The 23,208-nt window shown below is 37.8% G+C and carries 22 protein-coding genes; 9 read left to right on the top strand and 13 right to left on the bottom strand.

Annotated elements, in window-relative coordinates:
* The first annotated feature begins 100 nt into the window (after positions 1 to 100).
* Entirely contained in the window at positions 101 to 1,441 is a 1,341-nt protein-coding gene (gene gdhA / locus ABDJ41_RS10720; protein ID WP_349786001.1) for an NADP-specific glutamate dehydrogenase, read from the top strand.
* A 1-nt stretch (position 1,442) separates the two neighbouring features.
* On the opposite strand, the gene ABDJ41_RS10715 is transcribed toward gdhA, so the two are convergent.
* The 3 genes from ABDJ41_RS10715 to tkt are packed head-to-tail and all read right to left on the bottom strand — an operon-like array spanning position 1,443 to position 5,098.
* The gene (locus ABDJ41_RS10715; protein ID WP_349786000.1) at positions 1,443 to 2,474 is read right to left on the bottom strand and encodes a class I fructose-bisphosphate aldolase; all 1,032 of its coding nucleotides are present in this window, start codon (positions 2,472 to 2,474) and stop codon (positions 1,443 to 1,445) included.
* A gap of 15 nt (positions 2,475 to 2,489) precedes the next feature.
* Positions 2,490 to 3,101, bottom strand: coding sequence for an HAD family hydrolase (locus ABDJ41_RS10710; RefSeq protein ID WP_349785999.1), 612 nt, complete (start codon positions 3,099 to 3,101; stop codon positions 2,490 to 2,492).
* Positions 3,098 to 5,098: a transketolase gene (gene tkt / locus ABDJ41_RS10705; RefSeq protein ID WP_349785998.1), complete on the bottom strand. Its 2,001-nt coding sequence runs from the start codon at positions 5,096 to 5,098 to the stop codon at positions 3,098 to 3,100. Before tkt ends, ABDJ41_RS10710 begins: the two co-directional genes overlap by 4 nt.
* 227 nt (positions 5,099 to 5,325) lie before the next feature.
* Here tkt and lat point away from each other — a divergent pair, with 227 nt between their 5' ends.
* Together lat and ABDJ41_RS10695 are read left to right on the top strand one after the other, a co-directional pair.
* Positions 5,326 to 6,657: an L-lysine 6-transaminase gene (gene lat, locus ABDJ41_RS10700; protein ID WP_349785997.1), complete on the top strand. Its 1,332-nt coding sequence runs from the start codon at positions 5,326 to 5,328 to the stop codon at positions 6,655 to 6,657.
* Positions 6,657 to 7,073, top strand: coding sequence for a hypothetical protein (locus tag ABDJ41_RS10695; protein ID WP_349785996.1), 417 nt, complete (start codon positions 6,657 to 6,659; stop codon positions 7,071 to 7,073). The genes lat and ABDJ41_RS10695 overlap by 1 nt, the downstream gene beginning before the upstream one ends.
* Here ABDJ41_RS10695 and ABDJ41_RS10690 read toward each other — a convergent pair.
* From ABDJ41_RS10690 to ABDJ41_RS10675, 4 genes are all read right to left on the bottom strand, one after another.
* Positions 7,048 to 8,409, bottom strand: coding sequence for an acyl-CoA dehydrogenase family protein (locus ABDJ41_RS10690; RefSeq protein ID WP_349785994.1), 1,362 nt, complete (start codon positions 8,407 to 8,409; stop codon positions 7,048 to 7,050). The genes ABDJ41_RS10695 and ABDJ41_RS10690 overlap by 26 nt on opposite strands.
* A gap of 68 nt (positions 8,410 to 8,477) precedes the next feature.
* Positions 8,478 to 9,194 carry a bacillithiol biosynthesis deacetylase BshB1 gene (gene bshB1 / locus ABDJ41_RS10685; protein WP_349785993.1) on the bottom strand — a complete coding sequence of 239 codons (717 nt, stop codon included), beginning with the start codon at positions 9,192 to 9,194 and terminating at the stop codon, positions 8,478 to 8,480.
* Positions 9,195 to 9,210: 16 nt separating this feature from the next.
* Entirely contained in the window at positions 9,211 to 9,687 is a 477-nt protein-coding gene (locus tag ABDJ41_RS10680; protein WP_349785992.1) for a glutathione peroxidase, read from the bottom strand.
* A gap of 4 nt (positions 9,688 to 9,691) precedes the next feature.
* Positions 9,692 to 10,309 (bottom strand): DUF4294 domain-containing protein, encoded by a 618-nt coding sequence (locus ABDJ41_RS10675; RefSeq protein ID WP_349785990.1) that lies wholly within the window; start codon positions 10,307 to 10,309, stop codon positions 9,692 to 9,694.
* A gap of 262 nt (positions 10,310 to 10,571) precedes the next feature.
* On the opposite strand from ABDJ41_RS10675, the gene ABDJ41_RS10670 reads away from it, so the two are divergent.
* From ABDJ41_RS10670 to ABDJ41_RS10655, 4 genes are all read left to right on the top strand, one after another.
* Entirely contained in the window at positions 10,572 to 12,779 is a 2,208-nt protein-coding gene (locus ABDJ41_RS10670) for a RelA/SpoT family protein (RefSeq protein WP_349785989.1), read from the top strand.
* Between the two features lie 63 nt (positions 12,780 to 12,842).
* Positions 12,843 to 13,334: a Fur family transcriptional regulator gene (locus tag ABDJ41_RS10665; RefSeq protein ID WP_349785988.1), complete on the top strand. Its 492-nt coding sequence runs from the start codon at positions 12,843 to 12,845 to the stop codon at positions 13,332 to 13,334.
* Positions 13,335 to 13,368: 34 nt separating this feature from the next.
* Complete coding sequence (locus ABDJ41_RS10660; protein ID WP_349785987.1) at positions 13,369 to 14,646, top strand: adenylosuccinate synthase; 1,278 nt, start codon at positions 13,369 to 13,371, stop codon at positions 14,644 to 14,646.
* Between the two features lie 472 nt (positions 14,647 to 15,118).
* Positions 15,119 to 16,372, top strand: coding sequence for an anthranilate synthase component I family protein (locus ABDJ41_RS10655; RefSeq protein WP_349785986.1), 1,254 nt, complete (start codon positions 15,119 to 15,121; stop codon positions 16,370 to 16,372).
* A 53-nt stretch (positions 16,373 to 16,425) separates the two neighbouring features.
* On the opposite strand, the gene ABDJ41_RS10650 is transcribed toward ABDJ41_RS10655, so the two are convergent.
* From ABDJ41_RS10650 to ABDJ41_RS10635, 4 genes are read right to left on the bottom strand one after another with little or no spacing between them, the layout of a single operon-like run.
* Positions 16,426 to 17,232 (bottom strand): M48 family metallopeptidase, encoded by an 807-nt coding sequence (locus tag ABDJ41_RS10650; RefSeq protein ID WP_349785985.1) that lies wholly within the window; start codon positions 17,230 to 17,232, stop codon positions 16,426 to 16,428.
* Between the two features lie 9 nt (positions 17,233 to 17,241).
* Positions 17,242 to 17,889, bottom strand: a complete 648-nt coding sequence (gene plsY / locus ABDJ41_RS10645; RefSeq protein ID WP_349785984.1) for a glycerol-3-phosphate 1-O-acyltransferase PlsY — start codon at positions 17,887 to 17,889, stop codon at positions 17,242 to 17,244.
* Positions 17,890 to 17,892: 3 nt separating this feature from the next.
* Positions 17,893 to 18,735, bottom strand: a complete 843-nt coding sequence (gene nadC, locus ABDJ41_RS10640) for a carboxylating nicotinate-nucleotide diphosphorylase (RefSeq protein WP_349785983.1) — start codon at positions 18,733 to 18,735, stop codon at positions 17,893 to 17,895.
* 36 nt (positions 18,736 to 18,771) lie between these two features.
* Positions 18,772 to 19,167, bottom strand: a complete 396-nt coding sequence (locus tag ABDJ41_RS10635; RefSeq protein WP_349785982.1) for a DUF4783 domain-containing protein — start codon at positions 19,165 to 19,167, stop codon at positions 18,772 to 18,774.
* Between the two features lie 149 nt (positions 19,168 to 19,316).
* Here ABDJ41_RS10635 and gpmI point away from each other — a divergent pair, with 149 nt between their 5' ends.
* Complete coding sequence (gene gpmI / locus ABDJ41_RS10630; protein WP_349785980.1) at positions 19,317 to 20,837, top strand: 2,3-bisphosphoglycerate-independent phosphoglycerate mutase; 1,521 nt, start codon at positions 19,317 to 19,319, stop codon at positions 20,835 to 20,837.
* Entirely contained in the window at positions 20,837 to 21,361 is a 525-nt protein-coding gene (locus ABDJ41_RS10625) for a hypothetical protein (protein WP_349785979.1), read from the top strand. Before gpmI ends, ABDJ41_RS10625 begins: the two co-directional genes overlap by 1 nt.
* Positions 21,362 to 21,438: 77 nt before the next feature.
* Here ABDJ41_RS10625 and ABDJ41_RS10620 read toward each other — a convergent pair whose 3' ends face one another.
* Entirely contained in the window at positions 21,439 to 22,305 is an 867-nt protein-coding gene (locus tag ABDJ41_RS10620; RefSeq protein ID WP_349785978.1) for an endonuclease/exonuclease/phosphatase family protein, read from the bottom strand.
* A gap of 20 nt (positions 22,306 to 22,325) precedes the next feature.
* The gene (locus ABDJ41_RS10615) at positions 22,326 to 23,198 is read right to left on the bottom strand and encodes an endonuclease/exonuclease/phosphatase family protein (RefSeq protein WP_349785977.1); all 873 of its coding nucleotides are present in this window, start codon (positions 23,196 to 23,198) and stop codon (positions 22,326 to 22,328) included.
* Positions 23,199 to 23,208 lie beyond the last annotated feature (10 nt).

The following is a 23,208-nucleotide window of genomic DNA, read 5'->3' as shown; positions in this document are numbered from 1 at the left end:
TCAAGTTTTCATTATAAAAATTGTTTTTTATTCATCTATATTTTAAAAAAAAGCTATTTTTAGCGGACAGATAATAAAAAAAACCTAAAACTAAAAAACAATGAATAATTTGATTAGTGAGTTCATGAAAAAACTTGAATTCCGTGATGCGCATGAACCAGAATTTTTGCAAGCAGTATATGAAGTTGCAGAATCAATTATTCCTTTTAGTGAAGAAAATCAGAAATACAAAATCCATAAAATATTAGAGCGTATAGCTGAGCCAGAGCGCGTAGTCATATTCAGAGTACCTTGGTTAAACGATAAAGGCGAGGTTGAAGTAAACCGGGGCTTCAGGGTACAAATGAATAGTGCGATTGGTCCGTATAAAGGTGGTTTGCGCTTTCACCCTTCTGTAAATCTAAGCGTTTTGAAATTCCTTGCTTTTGAACAAGTTTTTAAAAATAGTCTTACAGGTTTACCAATGGGTGGGGGAAAAGGTGGTTCCGACTTTGATCCTAAAGGGAAATCAGATGCTGAAGTGATGAAATTTTGCCAGAGTTTCATGACTGAGCTATATAAATACGTTGGTGCAGACATCGATGTCCCAGCAGGTGATATTGGTGTAGGTGCACGTGAAATCGGCTACTTATTTGGTCAATACAAACGTATAAGAGGCGAATTTACTGGCGTGTTAACAGGTAAAGGGCCTGAGTGGGGTGGTAGTTTAATCAGACCTGAGGCTACAGGCTATGGAGTAGTTTATTTTGTAGAAGAAATGCTTAAACTACGTGGCGACTCACTGAAGGGGAAAAACGTAATCATTTCAGGATCAGGAAACGTAGCACAGTACACAGTTGAAAAATGTATATCTGTAGGTGCAAAGGTTTTAACAATATCAGACTCTGAAGGCTATGTGTATGACCCGGCAGGTATTGATAAAGCTAAACTGGCCTTTATTATGGATCTTAAAAATAACCGCAGAGGCAGGATAAAAGAATATGCTGATCGCTATAACTGCGAGTTCTTCCCAGGTCAGAAACCTTGGGGTGTAAAATGCGACATTGCATTTCCTAATGCTACCCAAAATGAGCTTGACGAAGCCGATGCTTTATTACTAACGCAGAATGGTTGTTTTTGCGTCGCTGAAGGTGCAAATATGCCTTCTACACCTGCTGCTATACATGTATTTGAAAAAGCTAAAATATTATATGCTCCGGGCAAAGCTGCCAACGCAGGCGGTGTTGCTGTTTCAGGATTGGAAATGTCTCAGAACTCACTTCGTTATTCATGGAAACGTGAAAAAATAGATGACAAGTTAAAACTGATTATAGAACAGATTCACCTTGCTTGTGTAAAATACGGTAAAGAAAAAGATGGTTATATCAATTATGGAAAAGGTGCTAACATTGCAGGCTTCGTGAAAGTTGCTGATGCAATGATTGCACAAGGCGTAGTTTAGATTAAACACGTTTAGTCTCTTCCATTTCGACTGAATATGTTCCATTGCGGGCCGCACTATTGCATTTCGCACGATGATAAAGTTCCTTTTGTGCGATTTCTTTATTGCGGTCCTCACCTTTCCACATCTCCAGAGCCGGCTCTTGTATGGCTCTAGAAAATGAAAAAGTCAGTGGCCAGGGCATGATCTGTCCAAATCGGAGTTGCATTACATTTAAACGTTCAGAAGCCAGCACAAAAGGTTGTCCTCCAGAAAGAAATGCGACACCACCTACCGCAGCAGGAACAACTTTTAAAAAGCAGGAAATCGTTTTCTCGGCAATAGTTTCTGTATCCTCCTGATCTGTACAATCTATTCCAGGCAAAACCATATTGGGTTTTAAGATCATACCCCCCAGTGAAACCTGCTGATCATAAAGAGCATTAAAAACTTCCTTTAAAACATCCTGAGTCACTGATGCACATTTCTGAAGTGTATGATTTCCATCCATTAATACTTCGGGCTCTACAATCGGTACAATTCCTGCTTCCTGACACAGAGCTGCATAACTTGCAAGTGTAGATGCATTTGCTTTTATCCCTACCCTGGTAGGACTTTCGGAATCAATATTGATCACTGCACGCCATTTGGCAAACCGTAATCCCATTTCATAATAACTTGCCAGCCGACCACGTAAACCGTCCAGTCCTTCAGTGATTTTTTCATTAGGAAACCCTGCTAATGGGACTGTTCCCTGATCCACCTTTATCCCGGGAATAATTCCCTTTTCCTTAAGCAATGTTAAAAATGGAATCCCTGCATCAGTCTTTTGATAGATTGTTTCTTCAAAAAGAATAGTTCCGCTAATAAAGTCTTCCAGATTTGGAGTGGTTACAATCAGCTCTCTATATTTCCGTCGGTATTCTTCAGTTTGAGGAATGCCAAGGGCTTTAAAACGTTTATTACAAGTACCAAGGCTCTCATCCATTGCAAGCAAGCCTTTGCCTTCATCCATTAACCGTTGCGCCGTATTTTTAAGGTCATGTATACTCATAAATAGGTATTTAGATTAAGATTTGATTTGTTCCAGTATACTTCTGGTGGGTAAAAAGTCTTGATGATGATAACTACGTATACCCTGTTTTTGTGCTGCCTGCACCAGCATTAAGCGATCATCAAAATAAATGCACTCCTCAGGAGTAACCTGTGCAATCCCCATAGCAAGTTTAAAAATACCAGGATCAGGTTTCCTCATTCCGACTTCACAGGATGAAATAAAAGCATCAAAGCAGTCGTGCAAGCCAAACTTCTTGATGCGATGATTATTAAGTTCCCGCCCCTCATTATTAATAGAGATTATCCTTACACCACAGCTTTTTTTCCAATCCTTTAGCCATTGCAGCAAACCTGGCAATTCTACTGACTGTTCAAACATGAATGATTTAAAATCTTCTTTTGTAAAATCCCTGGGATGATTAAATACTACAGTATCAAGATATTCATCTAATGTTATCTTACCGATCTCGTACACATTAAAAATAAACCCATGTAAAACCTCCATTTCTTCGTGATTGAGTGCAAACTTGCGGGCCGCCGCCTGTCTTGATTCATGTCCCCAACCATTGTTTAATAATACGCCACCAACATCTGAAAAGACTACCTTTATTTTTTTATTATTCATATCAATGCCATTGCTTTTTTTACTACATTTTTTACAGAAAAACCGTATTCATTAAATACTTCTTCACCCGGAGCAGATTCACCAAATTTATTAATGCCAATGATATCGCCCTCATCTGTAACATATTTATGCCAACCTAATGGAGAACCAGCTTCTACAGCAAGTCGCTTCCTTAATTTTTTAGGGAATACTTTTTCTTTATAAATTGCGGACTGTTTTTCAAACAACTCCCAGGACGGCATACTAACTACACGTGCGGCTACATTCTTTGCTTTCAATTCCTTTTGTGCTTCCAGCAGTAAATGAACCTCCGAACCTGTTCCAACTAATATGACTTGCGGTGTTTTATGTGATTCTGAGAGTATGTAAGCTCCTTTTTCTAGTTCCCTGGCTTTAGTATATTTTTCCTGATCGATAACAGGCAATTCCTGCCTGGTTAAGATCAATGCCACTGGACCACCAATATGTTCAAGCGCTGCGCGCCATGCGGCTACTGTCTCATTTGCATCGGCTGGCCGGATCATCACCAGATTAGGAACAGATCTCAAGCCAAACAACTGTTCAACAGGCTGATGGGTAGTACCATCTTCACCCAGGCCAATGCTATCATGTGTATATATGAAAATAGGTTTGATCTTCATGATTGCCGCCAACCTTACCGCAGGCCTCATGTAATCATAAAATATAAGAAAAGTTGCACCAAATGGAATAACACATTTATTAAGTGCCATGCCATTCAAAATTGCTCCCATTGCATGTTCCCGGATGCCAAAATGAAAAATACGCCCCTCACGATTCGTTGCAGAAAAGGACTGATAACCTTTAAGATCTGTATCTGTCGAAGGTGAAAGATCTGCAGCCCCCCCTAATAAATATGGTAGCTTATCAGCAATCGCATTCAATACTTTACCGGAAGCCTTACGAGTAGCTACTTTTTCTTCGCCTTTGTAAACAGGTAGATTTTTATCCCAGCCATCCGGGAGTTTACCGCTGCTTGTCAAATTATATGCTTTGGCCAATTCAGGGTACTCCTTTTTATATCGTTTATATAACTCATTCCATTCTGATTCAGTTTTTTCACCCCTTTTACCAGCCGCTCTATAATATTTAAGGACTTCAGCTGAAACCTCGAAACTTTTATCAGGATCAAAACCAAATTTCTCTTTTACCAGTCGGATCTCATCCGCCCCCAATGGGGATCCATGAGCAGCGGCGGTATCCACCTTATTTGGACTACCATATCCAATATGTGTACGCACTTTAATTAAAGATGGTCGGATGTTCTCTTTTTGCGCATTTTTTATAGCTAAAGATAACGCTTCTATATCGTTGCCATCTCCCACAACCTGTACGTGCCAACCGTATGCTTCAAAACGTTGTACCACATCTTCATTAAAGGTAAGGTCAGTTCTACCTTCTATAGTGATTTGATTATCATCATATAAATAGATTAAATTACCCAATTGAAGATGCCCTGCAATGGATGCTGCTTCAGAAGTAATGCCTTCCATCAGATCTCCATCACTGCAAATCGCATATATTTTGTAATTAAAAATATCAAACCCGGGTTTATTAAAACGCGCAGCAAGATTTTGCTCTGCAATAGCAAAGCCGACCCCATTTGCAAAGCCCTGACCTAAAGGCCCCGTTGTGACTTCAATGCCTGGTAATAAACCATACTCCGGGTGGCCCGCAGTTCTGCTATGCAGTTGCCTGAATTCCTTTAAATCATTTAAACTAACATCGTAACCTGTTAAATATAAAAAGCTGTATTGTAGCATACAGGCATGTCCAGCCGACAAAATGAAACGATCACGATTCATCCATTCCGGATCCTGAGGATTGTAATTCATACTCTCTGTCCATAAAACATGTCCAATCGGAGCAAGTCCCATGGGTGTACCCGGATGTCCTGAATTTGCTTTCTGAACTGCATCAATAGATAATGTACGGACTGTATTTATGCCCTCTTGTTCAATAGATTTTTTAGTGGTCATTTCTTATTAACAGCCATTTTTATAAATAGTTTGTAGTAAAGGATGAAAAAACAAGTCTGTGTTAAGTCACAAATTTGTATCACTTTTAGCAGACCAAAATCCATTTCATTTCAAAAACATACTTTAAATCGTTTAAAGCTATATTTTGCTTAAACATTCAAAAAAGTGCCCGCATTTGTTAATTTGGCGGTTTTTATTACATTTGGAGCATACCAAAAACTCAGTCTATGTATGAACTAACAATCACTCCAGAGCAGGTAAACGAGACACTTGGCAAACACATCTTAGCCGATGGGTTTGATTTGACTTATGACATGGAGAAAAGTCAGGGCGCTTATATTTATGATTCAAAGAATAATCGGAATTTACTCGATTTTTTCACTTGTTTTGCCTCTGTACCTTTAGGCTATAATCATCCTAAGATGATCAATGATGAAGTATTCAAGAAAAACTTGTTACAGGCTGCATTGGCGAATCCTTCAAATTCGGATGTTTATACCCAGCAATATGCCCAGTTTGTAGATACATTCTCAAAACATGGCATCCCAGATTACCTACCTCATGCTTTCTTTATTGCCGGAGGGGGCTTAGCCGTAGAAAATGCTATTAAAGTAGCTATGGACTGGAAAGTTCAGAAAAACTTTGCCAAAGGATATAAAGAAGAAAGAGGATTTAAAGTGCTTCACTTTGAAAAAGCTTTTCATGGTCGCACGGGATATACCTTAAGTCTGACCAATACATTACCTGATAAAACAAAATGGTTTGCAAAATTTGACTGGCCAAGAATACCTGTTCCTATTGTGAAATTTCCATTGCAGGACGAGAATTTAAAAATAGCCATTGAAACTGAAACCACATCAATAGCTAAGGTAAAACAAGCATTTGCTGATCATAAAGATGATATTTGTGCAATCATTGTAGAACCTGTGCAATCAGAGGGTGGCGACAACCACTTGCGGGAAGAATTTTTAATTCAACTGAAAGCCATTGCCGATGAAAATGATGCATTTCTGATTTATGATGAAGTACAGACAGGTGTAGGACTTACCGGAAAGTTCTGGTGCCACCAGAATTTTAGTGAAAAAGCCAGACCGGACATCCTTGCCTTTGGTAAGAAAATGCAGGTTTGTGGGATATTAGTAGGCAATAAGGTGGATCAGATACCACAAAATGTATTTAAAGTTTCTTCAAGAATCAACTCAACCTGGGGTGGTAATCTTGTAGATATGGTTAGATCTTCACAGATTCTCCAGATTATAGCTGAAGACAACCTTTGTGAGAATGCAGCAGTTGTTGGCCAGTATTTACAAGATGAACTTCATAAACTTGCCAGCAAATATAACATCATGAGCAATGTTCGCGGAAAAGGTTTACTCTGTGCTTTCGACTTTGCAAGCAAAGAAATGCGTGATTCGTTTATAAAAAAAGGCCTTGAAAACAATGTCATGTTTTTAGGCTGTGGCAACCAGACTATACGCTTCAGACCAGCACTGTGCATCGAGAAAAAGCATATAGATGAAGGAATGGCCGTGATGGACCGTATATTACCAACATTATAATGGGCAATAAAAAGTTTAATACATTCCTGGCAATACTCATTCTTGTGTTAGTCGTATGGATGGTAAAAGGAACCTTTATGCAGCCTGGAGTAAATGATTTGAAAGGCGGCTTTAAAGAGATTGCGCATTATCGCAACGAAAACAATACCGGACCAATACAGCATGTTTTTGCAGTTACCATAAAAGATGCCTCGGCTGCAGAATTGGAAACTTATGGAAATTTTATGCCTCACCATAAAGGAGGCAATACAAAAGTTTATTTCTTTTTAGAAGGTTTTCCGGTACCGGAAAACCTTTATGCCGGCAAGGTTAACTTTGATCCCCGGTTTAATCAGTATTGCATCGCACTGTATGAAAAAACAGCAATGGGCAATGCAAGTGTTGAGATGTTTAAACAAATGCAGAGAAACCAGTAATAGCTCTCCCTACAATTAACGTATTGATTTCTTTTGTACCTTCATAAGAATAGATGGCTTCTGCATCCGCCACAAACCGGGCCACATCATACTCTAACAAAATACCATTACCGCCCATTACCTCTCTTGCTCTGCTTACGACATCTCTTGTCCGCATGGAACAGAATACCTTAGCCAACGAAGCATGTTCATCGGTTAACAAACCCTGATCCTGTAACTGAGAAAGACGGAAACACATGGTTTGCATGGCTGTAAGATTAGACAACATTTCAACCAGATGGTTTTGTATAAGCTGATAAGAAGCGATAGGCTTACCAAACTGCTTCCTTTTGCGTGTATAGTCTAATGCACTCTCATACGCCCCCCTGGCACAGCCTACAGCCTGCCAGGCCACTCCTGCCCTGGTCATTTTCAAGACCTTAGCCGTATCTTTGAATGAATTTGCATTTTGTAAACGATCTTCTTCATCAACCTCACAGTTGGTTAAAGTGATCAAACCATTCTGAACAATTCGCAAGGCCATTTTATCCTGCATCTTTTCGACAGCAAAACCTTTTGTCCCCTTTCTAACCAGAAAACCTTTCACCTGATTATCATCAAGATCACGGGCCCAGATAATCGTAACATCTGAAAATGTCGAATTACCAATCCATTTCTTCTGTCCGTTTAATACCCATTTATTGCCCTGTCTTTTTGCAGTAGTAGTTAAACCACCAGCAACTCCGGACCCTACTTCTGGCTCTGTTAAACCAAAAGCTCCAATAATTTTCATCTTTTGCATATCAGGTAACCATTGCTGCTTCTGAGCCTCTGAACCAAGTAAATAAATAGAACCCATAGCCAGGCCGCTCTGTACACCAAAAAAAGTAGACATAGAAGTATCAACCCTTGCCATTTCCATAGCTAGCATTCCTTCCATCAAATTGGTTTTACCCGGACAACCATATCCCTGATAGGTCAATCCGCAAATATTTAATTCTGCAATTTTTGGGATCAGCTCAAAAGGAAATTCTGCTTTTAGCCAGTATTTGTTAACCAGTGGTTTGACTTCCCTTTCCAGAAATGATCTTACATAGAGTTGTAATGCTCTGTCTTCATCTTTTAAAGCTTCTTCTCCCAGATGATAAAAATCTCCCTCAATTTCAGGAAGTTCTTTCTTTTTATGAGGAGTCCCCATCATTTTCATCAGTCCCTGCAACTGGGTCTCATCAAGATTAGAAACCGAATCCATCATTTTGGCAAGGTCTACCTTTTTTGATAATGCTTCAAGTTTCTGGAAGTCTACAGTTTTAAAAAGTGTATATGCGTTTTTTAAAGAAGAAAAGATATTAGCCATAGTATACTGTTTTAATTTAAACAATATACTATGACTTTTGTTGTAATCAGCTTAATATAAAGAAATAACTATCTCAGGTTAAACAGATTGTCTACACCTAGAAGTTTACGTGATGTAAAGCCTTCTCCGTAAGTTGCACCAACAGCTTTACCAAATTCACGGGCACGACCAATGACACTTTCAAAAAACTCTGGAGAAGAGATATAAGTATCAGGTTCATCCAGTTCAGGATTAAAGAACTGAGTCTTAAAAGCCTTAATTGCAGCTATTTTAGTTTCAAAATGAGGGGTAATATCAATAATGATATCTGGTTTTATATAACGATCCTGAATATATTGTAATACCAGATTAGGTCTCCAGGCCAATTGTTTCTCCCCATCCAATTCTGTCTCTATTTTTGCCAGGCCTGCTAAAAAACACGCATCATTAGCCAGGTCACCAGCACGTCCATGATCAGGATGTCTGTCGTGTAAGGCATTAGTCAGCACAATTTCAGGTTGATATTTACGGATCATCTTGATTACTTCTAACTGATGAGCTTCATTATTCTCAAAGAATCCATCTCTTAACCCAAGATTCTCACGCGCATGAAGTCCCATAATCTTCGCAGAATCAGCAGCCTCAACATCCCTGATCTCAGCTGATCCCCTGGTCCCAAGTTCTCCCCTGGTAAAATCTATTATTCCAACTTTTTTCCCTAATTCAATATGCTTTAAAATCGTTCCGGAGCAACCAAGCTCCGCATCGTCCGGGTGGACGGCAAGTACCAATATATCTAACTTCATAGTGTGCTTTTAATAATTAAATCAGACGCTGAATCTTCTTTTTTATTTTTGAGGACAGCGGCTTTGTAAAGGGGAAAAAGTAGTCGACCACTTCTCCATCTTTATTGATCAGGTATTTATGAAAATTCCAGCGTGGTGTAGACTTTTGCGTAAGGAATTTAAATAATGGGTGTGCTTGTTCACCTCTAACCATTATTTTTGAAAATACAGGGAACTTCACGCCATGATTTATTTCACAAAACGTTGTAATTGCCTGACCTTCCAATGGCTCCTGCCGGCCAAAATCATTTGATGGAAAGCCAAGGATTTCGAAATTCTCTGCACCCATTTCTTCCTGTAACTGTTGCAATTCTTTCAACTGAGGAGCAAAACCACAGCCTGATGCTATATTAACGATAAGTAATACTTTATTTTTATAATCAGAAAGGTTTCTTTCTGTTCCATTGATTTGTTTCACCTTAAACTGGTGTACGCTTTTAGATTCGTCAAACATAGTATTAATGGTAAAATCCTGAGGAAATAATAATAGATTCAATATCCCTATCTTCTTCTGCACTATAGGTACTTTTCAGATTATGTCCTACTACGCGTGCTACAGATTGATATAAAAAAGCAGTAACTCCCCCTTTAGTCTCCTTAATAATCTCAAAGGTTGTACGTCCTATTTCCCTGTCTATTAATTTTGTTAAAATTTGTCCCTGACTAATGGTAAGTTCTTTAATTTCCCGATTAAACATCTCTTTAATTTCCTTATCACATTGTTTAACCAGTCTTTTCTGCTCCTTTTTATCAGCTGTAACAGCAAGCTCCCTTTCCAGTTGTTCATACCTCCTTTTCGCAAACAATGCATAAGGCATTACCTTCATCACATTATAACGTAAACGGTTATAAGCAGCCTGGTCTGCTGGAGACTTAAAGGTTCTTACACCATAAATCACGACCTCTTTTAATGAAATCCAGGGTATCATTTCTCCATTATCATTAGTCCCTGCCACTCTGATCGTATCGTTTTTTCCCAACACAGGCATTTTGACAGGCACAGTTGCCTCCTGTGCTTCAGCAGAAGTACTTGTAATAATGACAATTAAAGGAATAAACAACCTGTAAAAATTCATAATTTTATAAGTCCAGCAAAGTTAGGGCTAATTTTATATTTTTGCTCCAATAACAATCTAATATACCTTTTTCGACATAAATAGGTATATTTTTTATGTAAATAATACAATAGCTTTAGACAACAAATACCGGTACATGACAAACATTCATTTGGTAGAATTATTGTCCGTAATAGTTCTAATCTTTGTAAAAAGATTTATATTAAGGGAGTCACAAAATTAGACAAATCTAACCAGAACAGAATAAAACGAGGATACTAGAATGAAGAACGCATTAGTGATAGATTTAGAAGCGGAAAAACAAGAGATACTGAAAAGATACCGTGCTCTTTTGCGTGCCTGTAAGCCTACCTTACAACGTGGTGATAAAAAAGAGATAAGAAAGGCATTTGATATGGCATTGGAAAGCCATAAAAACATGCGAAGAAAATCTGGCGAACCTTATATTTATCATCCTATTGCAGTAGCACAGATTGCCGCAGAAGAAATTGGCTTAGGTACAACTTCAATCGTATGTGCTTTATTACACGATGTAGTAGAAGATACAGACATCACCTTAGAAGATATTGAACGTGAATTTGGTAAAAAGTCTGCCAAAATTATTGATGGGTTAACCAAAATATCTGGTGTTTTTGATTACAATAGTTCCCTGCAAGCAGAAAACTTCAGAAAAATGTTGCTGACCCTTGCTGACGATGTCAGGGTTATTCTGATCAAGCTGGCGGACAGATTGCACAATATGCGGACTATGGACTTTATGCCCAGACAAAAGCAACTGAAAATCGCTTCTGAAACCATTTATCTCTATGCACCACTTGCGCATCGTTTAGGTTTATATGCAATCAAATCCGAACTGGAAGACCTTTCCATGAAATATCTGGAGCCAGATACCTATAAATACATTGCGACACAACTTAATGAAAAGAAAGCAGAAAGAACCCTCTTTATCAAAAGATTTGTTGAACCAATAAATGAAATATTGGCGGAACAGGGTTTAACTGCGGATATTTACGGACGGCCAAAATCTATCCATTCCATATGGAACAAGATGAAAAGCAAAAATATTCCGTTTGACGAAGTTTATGACCTTTTTGCGATCAGAATTATACTTGATAGTGCGCCTGAAAATGAAAAAGCAGATTGTTGGAAAGCTTATTCTATTGTGACAGACCTGTATCGTCCTAACCCTGACCGTTTACGTGACTGGGTTTCTTCACCAAAAGGGAACGGATATGAATCACTGCATACCACAGTAATGGGGCCTAAAGGACAGTGGGTGGAAGTACAAATCCGTACACAGCGTATGAATGAGATCGCTGAGAAAGGATTTGCTGCACATTGGAAATACAAAGAGGCCAGCAATGACAATGGTCTTGACCAATGGATTATGAAAGTACGTGAGATGCTAAATAATCCGGAAGCAAATGCCCTTGATTTCCTTGACGATTTTAAAATGAACCTGTTCTCTGACGAGATCTTCATTTTTACACCCAAAGGTGCATTATTACAATTACCATTAGGGGCTACTGCATTAGATTTTGCATTCGAAATTCATACCGACGTAGGTGCCAAATGTATTGGAGCTAAAGTAAATCACAAACTGGTTCCTTTATCGCACAAGCTGCAAAACGGTGATCAGGTCGAGATTATCACTTCGAGCAAGCAGTCGCCTAAAGAAGACTGGCTGAATATCGTTGTAACCGCCAAAGCGAAATCAAAAATCAAATCTTCTTTAAAAGAAGAGAAAAGAAAGATTGCAGAAATGGGTAAAGAAACCCTGGAACGCAAAATGAAATCGCTAAAAATCACTTACAATACCGATAACTTAAATAAGATCAGCTACTTCTTTAAACTACAATCTACACAAGACCTCTTTATTGCAGTTGCAAAAGGAAAGATTGAGTTAAAAGATTTAAAGGATTACCTGGCGAGTGAAAAAGAAATTGAAAATCGCGGAGCGGAGAAAAATGATAATCAGCAGATTGATGCTTTATTAAATAAAATTAAAGGCCCTGAATCTGATATTCTTTTAATTGGTGAAGATTTACAAAAAATAGATTATACGCTGGCAGCATGCTGTAATCCCATACCTGGCGACGATGTTTTTGGCTTTGTTACTGTAAATGAAGGCATAAAAATACACCGTACCAATTGTCCGAATGCAGCACAACTGATGGCCAATTATGGATATCGCATTGTAAAAGCAAAATGGAACCGTCAAAAAGAACTTACCTTCTTAACCGGACTTCACATTATTGGTATTGATGATGTCGGATTGATCAATAATATTACAAAGGTTATATCAAACGATTTCAAGGTAAATATGCGTTCATTAACTATAGATACAGATAATGGGATTTTCGATGGCTCCATTATGGTGTTTGTAAATGACAAGGAGCACCTGGATAACCTGATTAAAAATCTGTTAGAAGTAAAAGGTGTTACAGGAGTTACCCGCTTTGATGCCTAAAAAAAACAATAAATCATACCGTTTATATAAAAAATTGGTACCTTTGAAAGGAGTTTAAAAACTATGTCGACAAACCACAACAGCGAGTTAGTTAGGAAAATATTTGAAGCCTACCTCGAAAATAAAAGTCTGAGAAAAACACCTGAGCGTTTTGCCATCTTAGAAGAAATATACTCAAGAGATGACCATTTTGATGTAGAAACGCTTTATATCCACATGAAAAATCAAAAATACCGTGTGAGCAGGGCTACGGTATACAATACTTTAGAGCTATTGGTTTCATGTGACCTGGTTACCAAACACCAGTTTGGTAAAAACATGGCTCAGTTTGAAAAATCTTATGGTTACCACCAACATGACCACATCATCTGTATTGATTGTGGAAAAGTTGTTGAATTCTGCGACCCACGCATTCACCAGATACAAAGTATGGTTGGTGAACTGTTGAAATTTGAAATCAAACACCACTCTTTAAATCTTTATGGCGTTTGTTTCGATTGTTCTGCTAAAACAGCTATGAACAATCAGAACTCTGACATTAAACATGCAAGTTAAACAATTATAATATTTCCATTTTTAAATTAAAATAATGACGCAAGTAGACGTGCTTCTGGGCCTGCAATGGGGCGATGAAGGCAAGGGAAAAATTGTTGACGTACTTAGTCCGCAATATGATTTGATAGCTCGTTTTCAAGGCGGTCCGAATGCCGGACATACTTTAGAATTTGATGGCAAAAAGTTCGTTTTAAACACTATTCCATCTGGTATCTTTAATGAAAAAACAATGAACCTTATTGGAAATGGTGTGGTAATTGATCCAATCATTTTAAAAAGGGAACTGGATAACCTGAAAAAAGCTGGTCATGATCCAATTGCTAAAGGCAAACTGGTAATTGCCCGTAAAGCTCACCTTATTCTACCTACCCACCAATTGCTGGATGCAGCAAATGAACAAAAAATGGGTAATAATAAAATTGGCTCTACCTTAAAAGGAATTGGTCCTACTTATATGGACAAAACCGGACGTAATGGACTTAGAGTTGGTGATACTACATTACCAGACTTTAAAGAACGTTACAACAAATTGGTAGAGAAACACAAAGAAATACTTTCTCATTATGAGTTTGAATATGATCTGACTGAAAAGGAGGCTGCTTTCTTCGAAGCAATTGAATTCATCAAAAATATTCCTCATGTAGATAGTGAACATTTTGTAAATGGTTATTTAAAGGAAGGTAAGACTGTACTTGCTGAAGGTGCACAAGGAACATTATTAGATGTAGACTTTGGCTCTTATCCTTTTGTAACTTCATCTAATACAACTACTGCGGGTGCTTGTACTGGATTAGGTATCGCTCCAAATAAAGTGGGTAATGTATACGGCATTTTTAAAGCTTATTGTACTCGTGTTGGCGGTGGACCATTCCCTACGGAACTTGACGATGAAGTTGGTGAAACTTTACGCCAGGTTGGACATGAGTTTGGTGCAACTACCGGACGTGCACGTCGTTGCGGATGGATTGACCTTCCGGCATTGAAATATGCTATTATGCTAAATGGGGTTACTGAACTGATCATGATGAAGGCTGACGTATTGGATGGTTTTGATACCATTTATGTATGTACACATTATGAGCACAATGGTGAAACAATCGACTATATGCCGTATGATATCATCTCTGTTCAACCAAAGCCTGTATTGAAAGCAATTGAAGGTTGGAAAACTGATGTGACCAAAGTAAACAAGGTTGAAGAAATACCAGCTGCACTTAGCAACTATATTTCTTTCTTAGAGAAAGAACTTGAAGTACCTGTTAAATACCTTTCTGTAGGTCCAGACAGAGTTCAAACATTAGAATTGATTTAAAATTCAAATATCATACTCCAAAAGGGCGGTGTTCTAAACAGAATACCGCCTTTTTTTTTGTCTAAAATAAAATTTTTATGGGATGCTGATTGAGTCGAATAGTATAGTCGTATTAACCTTTAGTATTGTAGCTAATTGCGACCAATATTGATTGATATTTTATCGAACAAACACGAACGAGACACGAAGGAGGTACCTCTTAGATTCGACCTAACCTTTAAGGCCGATCGAGCGCTCTCCTAAGCCCGATAACAGTCCGAAAATTTTGTTTGTTTTTTATGCTTTAATGGTTTTTTCCATTTCCGTCTTTTTAGGAATAGACTTACAAAAAAACGACCTTTACCTTTGGTAATAATGGGTAATTCATTGGAATTATAATGTAATATAGATTTAATTTGTAATTAAAACAAGTACCATTTCATTTTGCTCCTACCTTGTTTACTATAAATGCGCTACATTTGCGCAGATTAAAATGAAAGTTCAGGACCTACCCTCATTTAAACAAAAAGCGCTGCAATGGGCTGCTACTTTTGAAGTATGTTGCATCCTAGACTCCAATGATTATACGGATCGTTATGGCAAATATGATTTGCTACTTGCCGTTGGTGCTAAAGCAGAACTTAATGCCCAGTCCGCATCTAAATTTGATGAGCTGAAAGCCTTTTATGAGTTACATAAAACCTGGATGTTTGGCTTATTCGGTTATGACTTAAAAAATGAAATAGAGCAATTAGAATCAACAAATTCAGATCAACTCAACTTTCCTGAATTATTTTTCTTTGTCCCCCAGCACCTTATTATTGTTAAAGCAGATGAAGTAGAAGTATCAATAGGCAGTCCAGAAGTAATTGATATAATAAATCAACATAGTAGTTCTATTAACGAAAACCATTCACCTATCAATGTACAAAGCAGGATTTCAAAAACGGCTTATACTGAAACGGTCCGGGCTCTACAACAACATATTGTTCGTGGTGACATTTATGAGGTAAACTTTTGCCAGGAATTCTTTGCTGAACATGCGGTTATTAATCCGGTTGAGATTTACCAACGTTTGTGTCAGATCTCTCCTACCCCATTTGCCGGATTCTTTAAAATCAGAGATCAGTACATCCTTTCTGCAAGTCCGGAGAGGTATTTATGCAAAAGAGAAAACCGTGTAATCTCCCAGCCAATAAAAGGTACTGCAAAGCGCAATGCAGACCCTAAGATAGATTTACAAATCAGAACGGCACTAAGGGAAAATACCAAAGAACAGGCTGAAAATGTGATGATAGTAGACCTTGTTCGGAATGACCTGACCAAAGTAGCCTTAAGTGGAAGTGTAAAAGTAGATGAGCTATTTGGAATTTATGGTTTTCCACAGGTCTACCAGATGATTTCAACGATTAGTTGTGAACTAAACCCAAATGTACATTTCATAGATGCGATTAAACACACTTTTCCAATGGGTTCCATGACAGGGGCACCTAAGGTAAAAGCGATGCAACTGATAGAAGAGTATGAATTAAGCAAGCGAGGTAGTTATTCAGGTGCATTTGGTTACATTAGTCCTGAGTCTGATTTTGATTTTAACGTTATTATCCGCAGCATGATGTACAATGCTGAAAAAGAATACTTATCATTTCAGGTAGGTGGTGCAATAACTTTTGCTGCTGATGCAAATTCAGAGTATGAAGAGTGCATGCTTAAAGCATCGGCCATCATTCAAACTCTTGGTTCTTAAAATCTAAAAAGGCCACCCTCAGGCAGCCTTCCATTATTCTTATTTAAAAGGAATTATTTTTTCAAATACTTTTGAGCTTCAGGTATGGCCCTTTGTATTTGAGCTATACGCGTAGCATCACTTGGGTGAGTACTTAAAAACTCAGCCGGTTTCTGACTTCCTGCAGAAGCAGCAGACATCCTTTGCCAGAAGGCCACAGCATTTTGAGGATTATAACCTGCCATTGCCATAAAGATCAATCCTAACTTATCGGCTTCTAACTCCTGATTACGTGAGTACTTCAGCATCATTAAAGGTGTCCCAACACCATACAAGGTATTGAACAAAGATTGCGATTTAGGGTTCTTGGACAAAGCTACACTACCTGCTGCTCCGATTCCCTGAGAAACCATTTCCTGCGACATACGTTCTGCACTATGACCAGCAATAGCATGGGCAATCTCATGTCCCATTACAGTAGCCAAACCTGCATCGTCTTTAGTAACAGGTAAAATCCCTGTGTAGACAACAATCTTTCCACCTGGCATACACCAGGCATTCAATTCTTTACTTTGTACAACATTTACTTCCCACTTATAATCTTTAATCAGATCTCCGTAATTGTTGTTATTCATATAAGTTTTAACAGAGGCAATCAGTTTGTTACCTACCATTTTCACTCTTGATGCTTCAGCATTAGATGCAGATAATACAGCCCCCTTATTTTCGGTGAGGAATTCATTGTATGCCTGAAATGCCATCGGCAAAACCTGATCATCACTAACCAGGTTTAACCTGCTTCTTCCTGTTAGTGGAACAGTTGAACAAGACGATAAGGCTAACCCAATAGCGGTTACGCCTACAATTAATATTCGCTTCATGATTTAAGTTTAATTAGTTTTCTTTTTAAACAGGTACACTTTGGATTCTCTGCCCTTTAATAATCGCTCTATATTTTTTTGATGCGTAACTAAAATCAGTACACATACACACATTCCATATAAGACTTCCGACTTTATAGAAGAATGTAACACAAACACAATACTTAAAGGAAATGTAAAACCTGCGCATATTGAGCTTAATGAAACATATTTTGTAAGTAATAATACGGTTATAAATACCAGAACACAAAGCATTGCTGCCGGAAAGTTAACTGCCAAAATCATTCCAAAAAGTGTTGCCACCCCTTTTCCACCCCTAAAGCCTGCAAATATTGGGAACAAATGCCCCATAACTGCGGTAACACCCAGTGCAAGCTCGTAATTTACAAATTGGGCTGAATGCTGAGGCCCTGTAACAGATAGTCCTATAAAGTAGGCTAATTTGGTTGCTGTATAACCTTTTGCAATGTCAATAGTCATTACAGCAATACCTGCCTTTTTACCCAATACCCTGAAAGTATTGGTTGCACCAGCATTTCCACTGCCGTATTCCCTTACATCAACGCCATAAAATGCCTGTCCCAACCAAACTGCAGTTGGTATAGAGCCAAACAAGTAGGCCAGAAGTACTGCCGAAATAGAATAGATAGAAATCATAACCTAAACGGCTTTTAAACTCATGTCTAAACTTTTAACTGAATGTGTTAATGCTCCCATTGATATGTAATCTACTCCACAGGCTGCATATTCAGCTACATTTTCTTCTATGATACCTCCTGAGGCTTCTGTGATATATTTTTTATCGATCAAACGAACAGCTTCTTTTAAATCAGCAAAACTGAAGTTATCGAGCATAATCCTGTTCACATTACCAGAATCAAGGACCTCTCCAAGCTCAGAAAGATTTCTTACTTCAATCTCAATTTCTAATTGCTTGTTTTTTTCCTTTAAATATTGATTCGCTGCATATATCGCATTTGCGATACCACCAGCATAGTCTACATGATTATCCTTGATCAGAATCATATCATACAGACCAATCCTATGGTTAACCCCACCACCAATACGTACTGCCCATTTTTCCAGATATCTTAATCCCGGTGTAGTTTTACGCGTATCTAATAACTGAGTATGGTATCCAGAAAGCAATTTAACAATATGATTTGTTTTAGTAGCAATGCCACTCATACGCTGCATGCAATTTAACACCAAACGTTCTGCAAGAAGAATAGATTGAGAGTTTCCAGCCACAGTTAAAGCAATATCTCCATATTTTACAGCGGCACCATCATTGATCAGTACCTCTATTTTAAGATTAGCATCAACCTGTTTAAAGATTTCCTGTGCCAGTTCCACACCTGCAATAATTCCGTCTTCCTTAATCAGCAGTTTGGCTTTACCTTGTGCATTAGCTGGAATAGTTGAAAGTGAAGTGTGGTCACCATCACCGAGATCTTCAGCGATAGCATTTTTTATGAATTGATTTATGATTAGTTTATCCAAAATTAATATTTAAACCCAAAAATAGTATTTTTACTATTATTTATCAGGTTCTATTCTTAATTCTGTTATAAAAAAAGCATTGCTCGATTTTTTCATTGTTATCGAAACCCTGAATTTTCCATTTTTTGTATGTAGGGAAAGTATTCCAAACCTGAAATTAGGATTGGTATTAATCAGGTGAATCACTGTTGATTTAACAGGAGGATATTTAGTAAAAAAGTTTCTTAAGATCTGTTCTGCCTGTGCTTTAGAATATACATCTTCATCATCGATGATGATTAACTCTACACTGGAAGAGAAACTGGCTGCGATCTCTTTTGCATTACCGGCTTTAAACTGTACAGACAAATTGTCTATAATATCGCCTTGAAGCGTATAAGAGGAGGAGGAATGCGTTAAAAATACGAATAAAAATAGTAAGGGCTTTATCATCTCTGTACAGCTAATATAAGAACTTCACACAAATTATGCCATTAATAGATCATAAAATGATAACGAAACAGTTTTTGGTTCAAAAAAAAGATTGATTAGACTTATATTTGCTATTGTTCAATGACACATTAAAACAAAGCGAACCACGGATGAACAACAAAAAAGTAGTACTATTAATTCTTGACGGCTGGGGATACGGGAAACAAGATAACTCTGATGCAGCTTATGCTGCCAATACCCCATTTTTTGATGCTGCAATTCAAAATTACCCTAATTCAAAACTAGAAGCATCTGGTGAAGCAGTAGGTTTACCTGACGGTCAAATGGGCAACTCTGAAGTAGGCCATATGAATCTTGGTGCAGGCAGAATTGTGTATCAGGAATTGGGAAGAATAAATAAAGCAATAAGTGACAGAAGTCTTTTCCAAAATCCTACATTGATTGATGCTTTTAATTATGCTAAAAATAACGACAAATCTGTTCACTTTATCGGATTAACTTCTGATGGTGGTGTTCATGCTCATATTAATCATTTAAAAGCGTTATGTGATGCCGCAACAGAACAGGGCTTAAAGGATGTTTTTGTACATGCTTTTATGGATGGCAGAGATACAGATCCTAATTCGGGCCTGAATTTCATCAAAGACCTTGATCATCATTTAGAACATACTACTGCAAAAATTGCCAGCTTAATTGGCCGTTATTATGCAATGGACAGAGATAGTCGCTGGGAACGTGTAAAACTGGCCTACGACCTATTGACAAACGGAATAGGACAGCCTACAAGTGATCCGGCAACAGCTATTGAGCAATCTTATAAAGATGGAATAACTGACGAATTTATTAAACCACTTGTTGTAACTCAGGAAAACGGACAACCTGTAGCCACAATACAGCCTGGAGATGTAGTTATTTGTTTTAACTACAGAACGGATCGTGGACGTGAAATTACTGCAGTATTAACTCAGAATGATTATCCTGATTTTGGTATGCACAAGCTACCTCTTTATTATGTAACCATGACCACATACGATGAGAATTTCGAAGATGTAAAGGTGATGTTTACTAAAGACGATCTTTCTGAAACGTTGGGTGAAGTGCTTGAAAAGTATCATAAAAAACAAATCCGCATTGCAGAAACAGAAAAATACCCACATGTTACATTCTTCTTTTCTGGAGGCCGAGAGCAGGAATTTAAAGAAGAAAAACGAATTATGATTCCTTCTCCGAAAGTGGCTACTTACGATTTACAACCGGAAATGAGTGCTGCAGGTATTACTGAGGCAATCTGTAAAGAGCTGGAAAGCGGATGGCCAGATTTTGTATGCTTAAACTTCGCCAATCCGGATATGGTTGGGCACACAGGTGTTTTTGAAGCTGTTGTTAAAGCAGTTGAAACGGCTGATAGCTGTGCAGAAATTGTAGTAAAAAAAGGACTTGAGCATGGTTATTCATTCATTATCCTTGCAGATCATGGTAATTCTGAATATATGGTGAATAGTGATGGTTCTGTAAATACTGCTCATACTACAAACCTTGTTCCTTGTATTTTGATTGATAAAGATTATAAGTCCATTGCAGATGGCAAACTTGGCGATATTGCTCCTACTATTTTAAGTATAATGGATATTCCTAAGCCAGCAATTATGACTGGAAATAGCCTGGTTTAATGAGAAGAACTCTATTGTTACCTGTCATTCTTTTGGTTTTTTCAGGCTGTAATCCGGCTGACAAAAACCAAAAGAACGATTTAAGTTATTTTGACCTCAAAGGTTATTTTGAAAAAGAGTCTCTGCGACTTAATAAAAGCAATCCTGTATTTACTAAAACAGTGATGGTAAATGAAAGTTCAGAAACAAAGAAGATTCAAATACGAGATTGGGAAAAAGAGCTTTCTGTATTTTCTGAGGCTGATATAAACCGCAGTGCATGGAAAGGGCTATTTTATATTGAAAAAAATAAGGAACAGGAAGTTTACACCTCAGATGATAAAAAAGTTCCCGTAAAAGAAGTATTGATTACAAAAACAGGTGAAAAAGTACAAGGTATCAAGATTCTTATCAGGACGAGCAACATGCTTTACAGCTCTGCAGATACCCTATCCTATTACCCTGACAGTCTTTATCAAATCAAGAAAAAGCAGGAGATCAGACTACTTTCAGAAAAAAACTACACTATAACAGGTAAGTTTTAAGATAAAGCTCAAATACAAATAAAATGCCCCATAAGTTTAAAGAACTATGGGGCATATCAATTTTGGATAAACTATTTCTATTTCAATTCAAAATCTACAATCAATGGCACATGTCTATTCGGTGTATATCCAGCGATATAGAAATTTGCAACTTTAAAATGTGCAGCAGATGAATAAAAAATATAATCACTTACAGTCGTTGGATTTGGATAAGAGAATGTAGCAAGAGGTGTTTCTGTTGTATAGAGTACAAATGCTTCAGTTAATTTATTAAAAGATGTTGTACCGACGTTGGCCGTCATATTTCCAGCCAGAATTGACGGCATATCGTCAGTCTTAATTTTAATTTTCAGTTCCTCTATTTCTTTAAGTCTGCTTGCTTCCTTAGAAAACTCTAGTTGAGTTGAAACAACTCTGACTTTTTTTCCATTACCAAGATCTAAAACAACAATTGCGGCACAACGAGCCTCATCATTACCTTCTGTAAACAGCTTCATGTTTTCAGACTCGAGGATTGGATAGCGACTTAATACCGCATTCCCAGTTTCCCCGCCACTTACTGTACGAGCAGGTGCATAAAAATACTTCATGCCAGTAAGATTTGCCAAAACCGCAGCCTGATCAATATCCATTTGTCCGCGGGTAGTAAACTTATCAACCTGCCGCATGCATACCACGTCTGCCTTATTACTATTTATTACATCGGCTACAGCTTCGATATCTAAAACACCTGTATTAGTTCCTTTGAAAGCCCTGTTAGTATAATTAATGTCATATGACATTACCCTGATTTCATTATCATTGCCTCCTGCATTACCACCACCAGGCTTTTCTTCTACAGTTTCATAAGTGTGAACTTCTTCTATCTGATAAATCTTTTTACAACCAAATGCAACTGTTGATGCCAGTGCAATAATTCCTATAAATATATTTTTGTTTAACATGTTCTTGTCTGTTTAATTGATTACATACTTAGTTTTACTCGTACAGGGTAATGATCCGAAGGTATTTTACCATTATAGGTATCGATCAGAATGTCATACTGTTCTACATTAAATTGTGGCGTAATGAACACATGATCTATCCGCGCTTTAGTTTTGCGAGTGATATCAAATAGATTTAATGTTCCGTTCGGAGCATTAGGATTTTCTGCTCTCGTATAACAGTCCCTTAAAATTGAAGACGTATTAAGTGTTCTATAATTATCTCCATTCTGATCATAGTTAAAATCACCACTCAACAATGCAGGATAATTACCTGCTATTTTGGGAATCATATTAAGCAACAATTTTGTACTTTCTCTTTGGGCCTGCGCTCCCTGATGATCTATATGGGTATTGAAAACATAAAATTCAGTTCCTGTACTTAATTGTTTAAACCTACCCCAAGTACAAATTCTATTTAAAGAGGCATCCCATCCAGGCCCCGGACTTTCTGGTCTGGGAGAAAGCCAGAAGTCGCCGGTTTCCAAAACTTCAAATAGGTCGGTGCGATAAAAGATTTCGACATGCTCACCTGTCAACCCATTATTTCTACCTGCTCCAAAGTGTTTAAACTGAGGTAAACGAGCTGCCAGATCTGCCACCTGATTATCCTTCCCCTCTTGAATTCCAAAAAGTTCAAAACCATGCTTAACCACCATATCGGCAATTAGCTCACGCCTTGCCGTCCATGGGTTGTCAACATCAGTATCTGTGTCCGTCCGTACATTGTAGGTGGCATAATAAAAAGGTACCAGCGATTTTTTCTCTTGTTTTTCGTAGACCTTTTTACAGGAGCTGAACATTACTATTGAAAACAATAGCAATGTGTATATTCTAAATAATTTCCGTTTCATAATTTTTTGA

The sequence above is a fragment of the Pedobacter sp. ASV1-7 genome (assembly GCF_040203335.1).
Lineage (GTDB): Bacteria > Bacteroidota > Bacteroidia > Sphingobacteriales > Sphingobacteriaceae > Pedobacter.
This window is presented reverse-complemented; position numbering and strand designations above follow the sequence as displayed.

Bases quoted from the DNA above. Each gene is read 5' to 3' on its own strand.
- ABDJ41_RS10695 (WP_349785996.1), top strand. From the start codon at position 6,657: ATGGGCAATAAAAAGTTTAATACATTCCTGGCAATACTCATTCTTGTG.
- ABDJ41_RS10625 (WP_349785979.1), top strand. From the start codon at position 20,837: ATGAGAAGAACTCTATTGTTACCTGTCATTCTTTTGGTTTTTTCAGGC.
- ABDJ41_RS10670 (WP_349785989.1), top strand. From the start codon at position 10,572: ATGAAGAACGCATTAGTGATAGATTTAGAAGCGGAAAAACAAGAGATA.
- ABDJ41_RS10620 (WP_349785978.1), bottom strand. From the start codon at position 22,305: ATGTTAAACAAAAATATATTTATAGGAATTATTGCACTGGCATCAACA.
- ABDJ41_RS10675 (WP_349785990.1), bottom strand. From the start codon at position 10,309: ATGAATTTTTACAGGTTGTTTATTCCTTTAATTGTCATTATTACAAGT.
- ABDJ41_RS10635 (WP_349785982.1), bottom strand. From the start codon at position 19,167: ATGATAAAGCCCTTACTATTTTTATTCGTATTTTTAACGCATTCCTCC.
- ABDJ41_RS10715 (WP_349786000.1), bottom strand. From the start codon at position 2,474: ATGAGTATACATGACCTTAAAAATACGGCGCAACGGTTAATGGATGAA.
- ABDJ41_RS10665 (WP_349785988.1), top strand. From the start codon at position 12,843: ATGTCGACAAACCACAACAGCGAGTTAGTTAGGAAAATATTTGAAGCC.
- ABDJ41_RS10680 (WP_349785992.1), bottom strand. From the start codon at position 9,687: ATGTTTGACGAATCTAAAAGCGTACACCAGTTTAAGGTGAAACAAATC.
- gpmI (WP_349785980.1), top strand. From the start codon at position 19,317: ATGAACAACAAAAAAGTAGTACTATTAATTCTTGACGGCTGGGGATAC.
- bshB1 (WP_349785993.1), bottom strand. From the start codon at position 9,194: ATGAAGTTAGATATATTGGTACTTGCCGTCCACCCGGACGATGCGGAG.
- ABDJ41_RS10650 (WP_349785985.1), bottom strand. From the start codon at position 17,232: ATGAAGCGAATATTAATTGTAGGCGTAACCGCTATTGGGTTAGCCTTA.
- tkt (WP_349785998.1), bottom strand. From the start codon at position 5,098: ATGACCACTAAAAAATCTATTGAACAAGAGGGCATAAATACAGTCCGT.
- ABDJ41_RS10710 (WP_349785999.1), bottom strand. From the start codon at position 3,101: ATGAATAATAAAAAAATAAAGGTAGTCTTTTCAGATGTTGGTGGCGTA.
- ABDJ41_RS10615 (WP_349785977.1), bottom strand. From the start codon at position 23,198: ATGAAACGGAAATTATTTAGAATATACACATTGCTATTGTTTTCAATA.
- lat (WP_349785997.1), top strand. From the start codon at position 5,326: ATGTATGAACTAACAATCACTCCAGAGCAGGTAAACGAGACACTTGGC.
- plsY (WP_349785984.1), bottom strand. From the start codon at position 17,889: ATGATTTCTATCTATTCTATTTCGGCAGTACTTCTGGCCTACTTGTTT.
- gdhA (WP_349786001.1), top strand. From the start codon at position 101: ATGAATAATTTGATTAGTGAGTTCATGAAAAAACTTGAATTCCGTGAT.
- ABDJ41_RS10690 (WP_349785994.1), bottom strand. From the start codon at position 8,409: ATGGCTAATATCTTTTCTTCTTTAAAAAACGCATATACACTTTTTAAA.
- ABDJ41_RS10655 (WP_349785986.1), top strand. From the start codon at position 15,119: ATGAAAGTTCAGGACCTACCCTCATTTAAACAAAAAGCGCTGCAATGG.
- ABDJ41_RS10660 (WP_349785987.1), top strand. From the start codon at position 13,369: ATGACGCAAGTAGACGTGCTTCTGGGCCTGCAATGGGGCGATGAAGGC.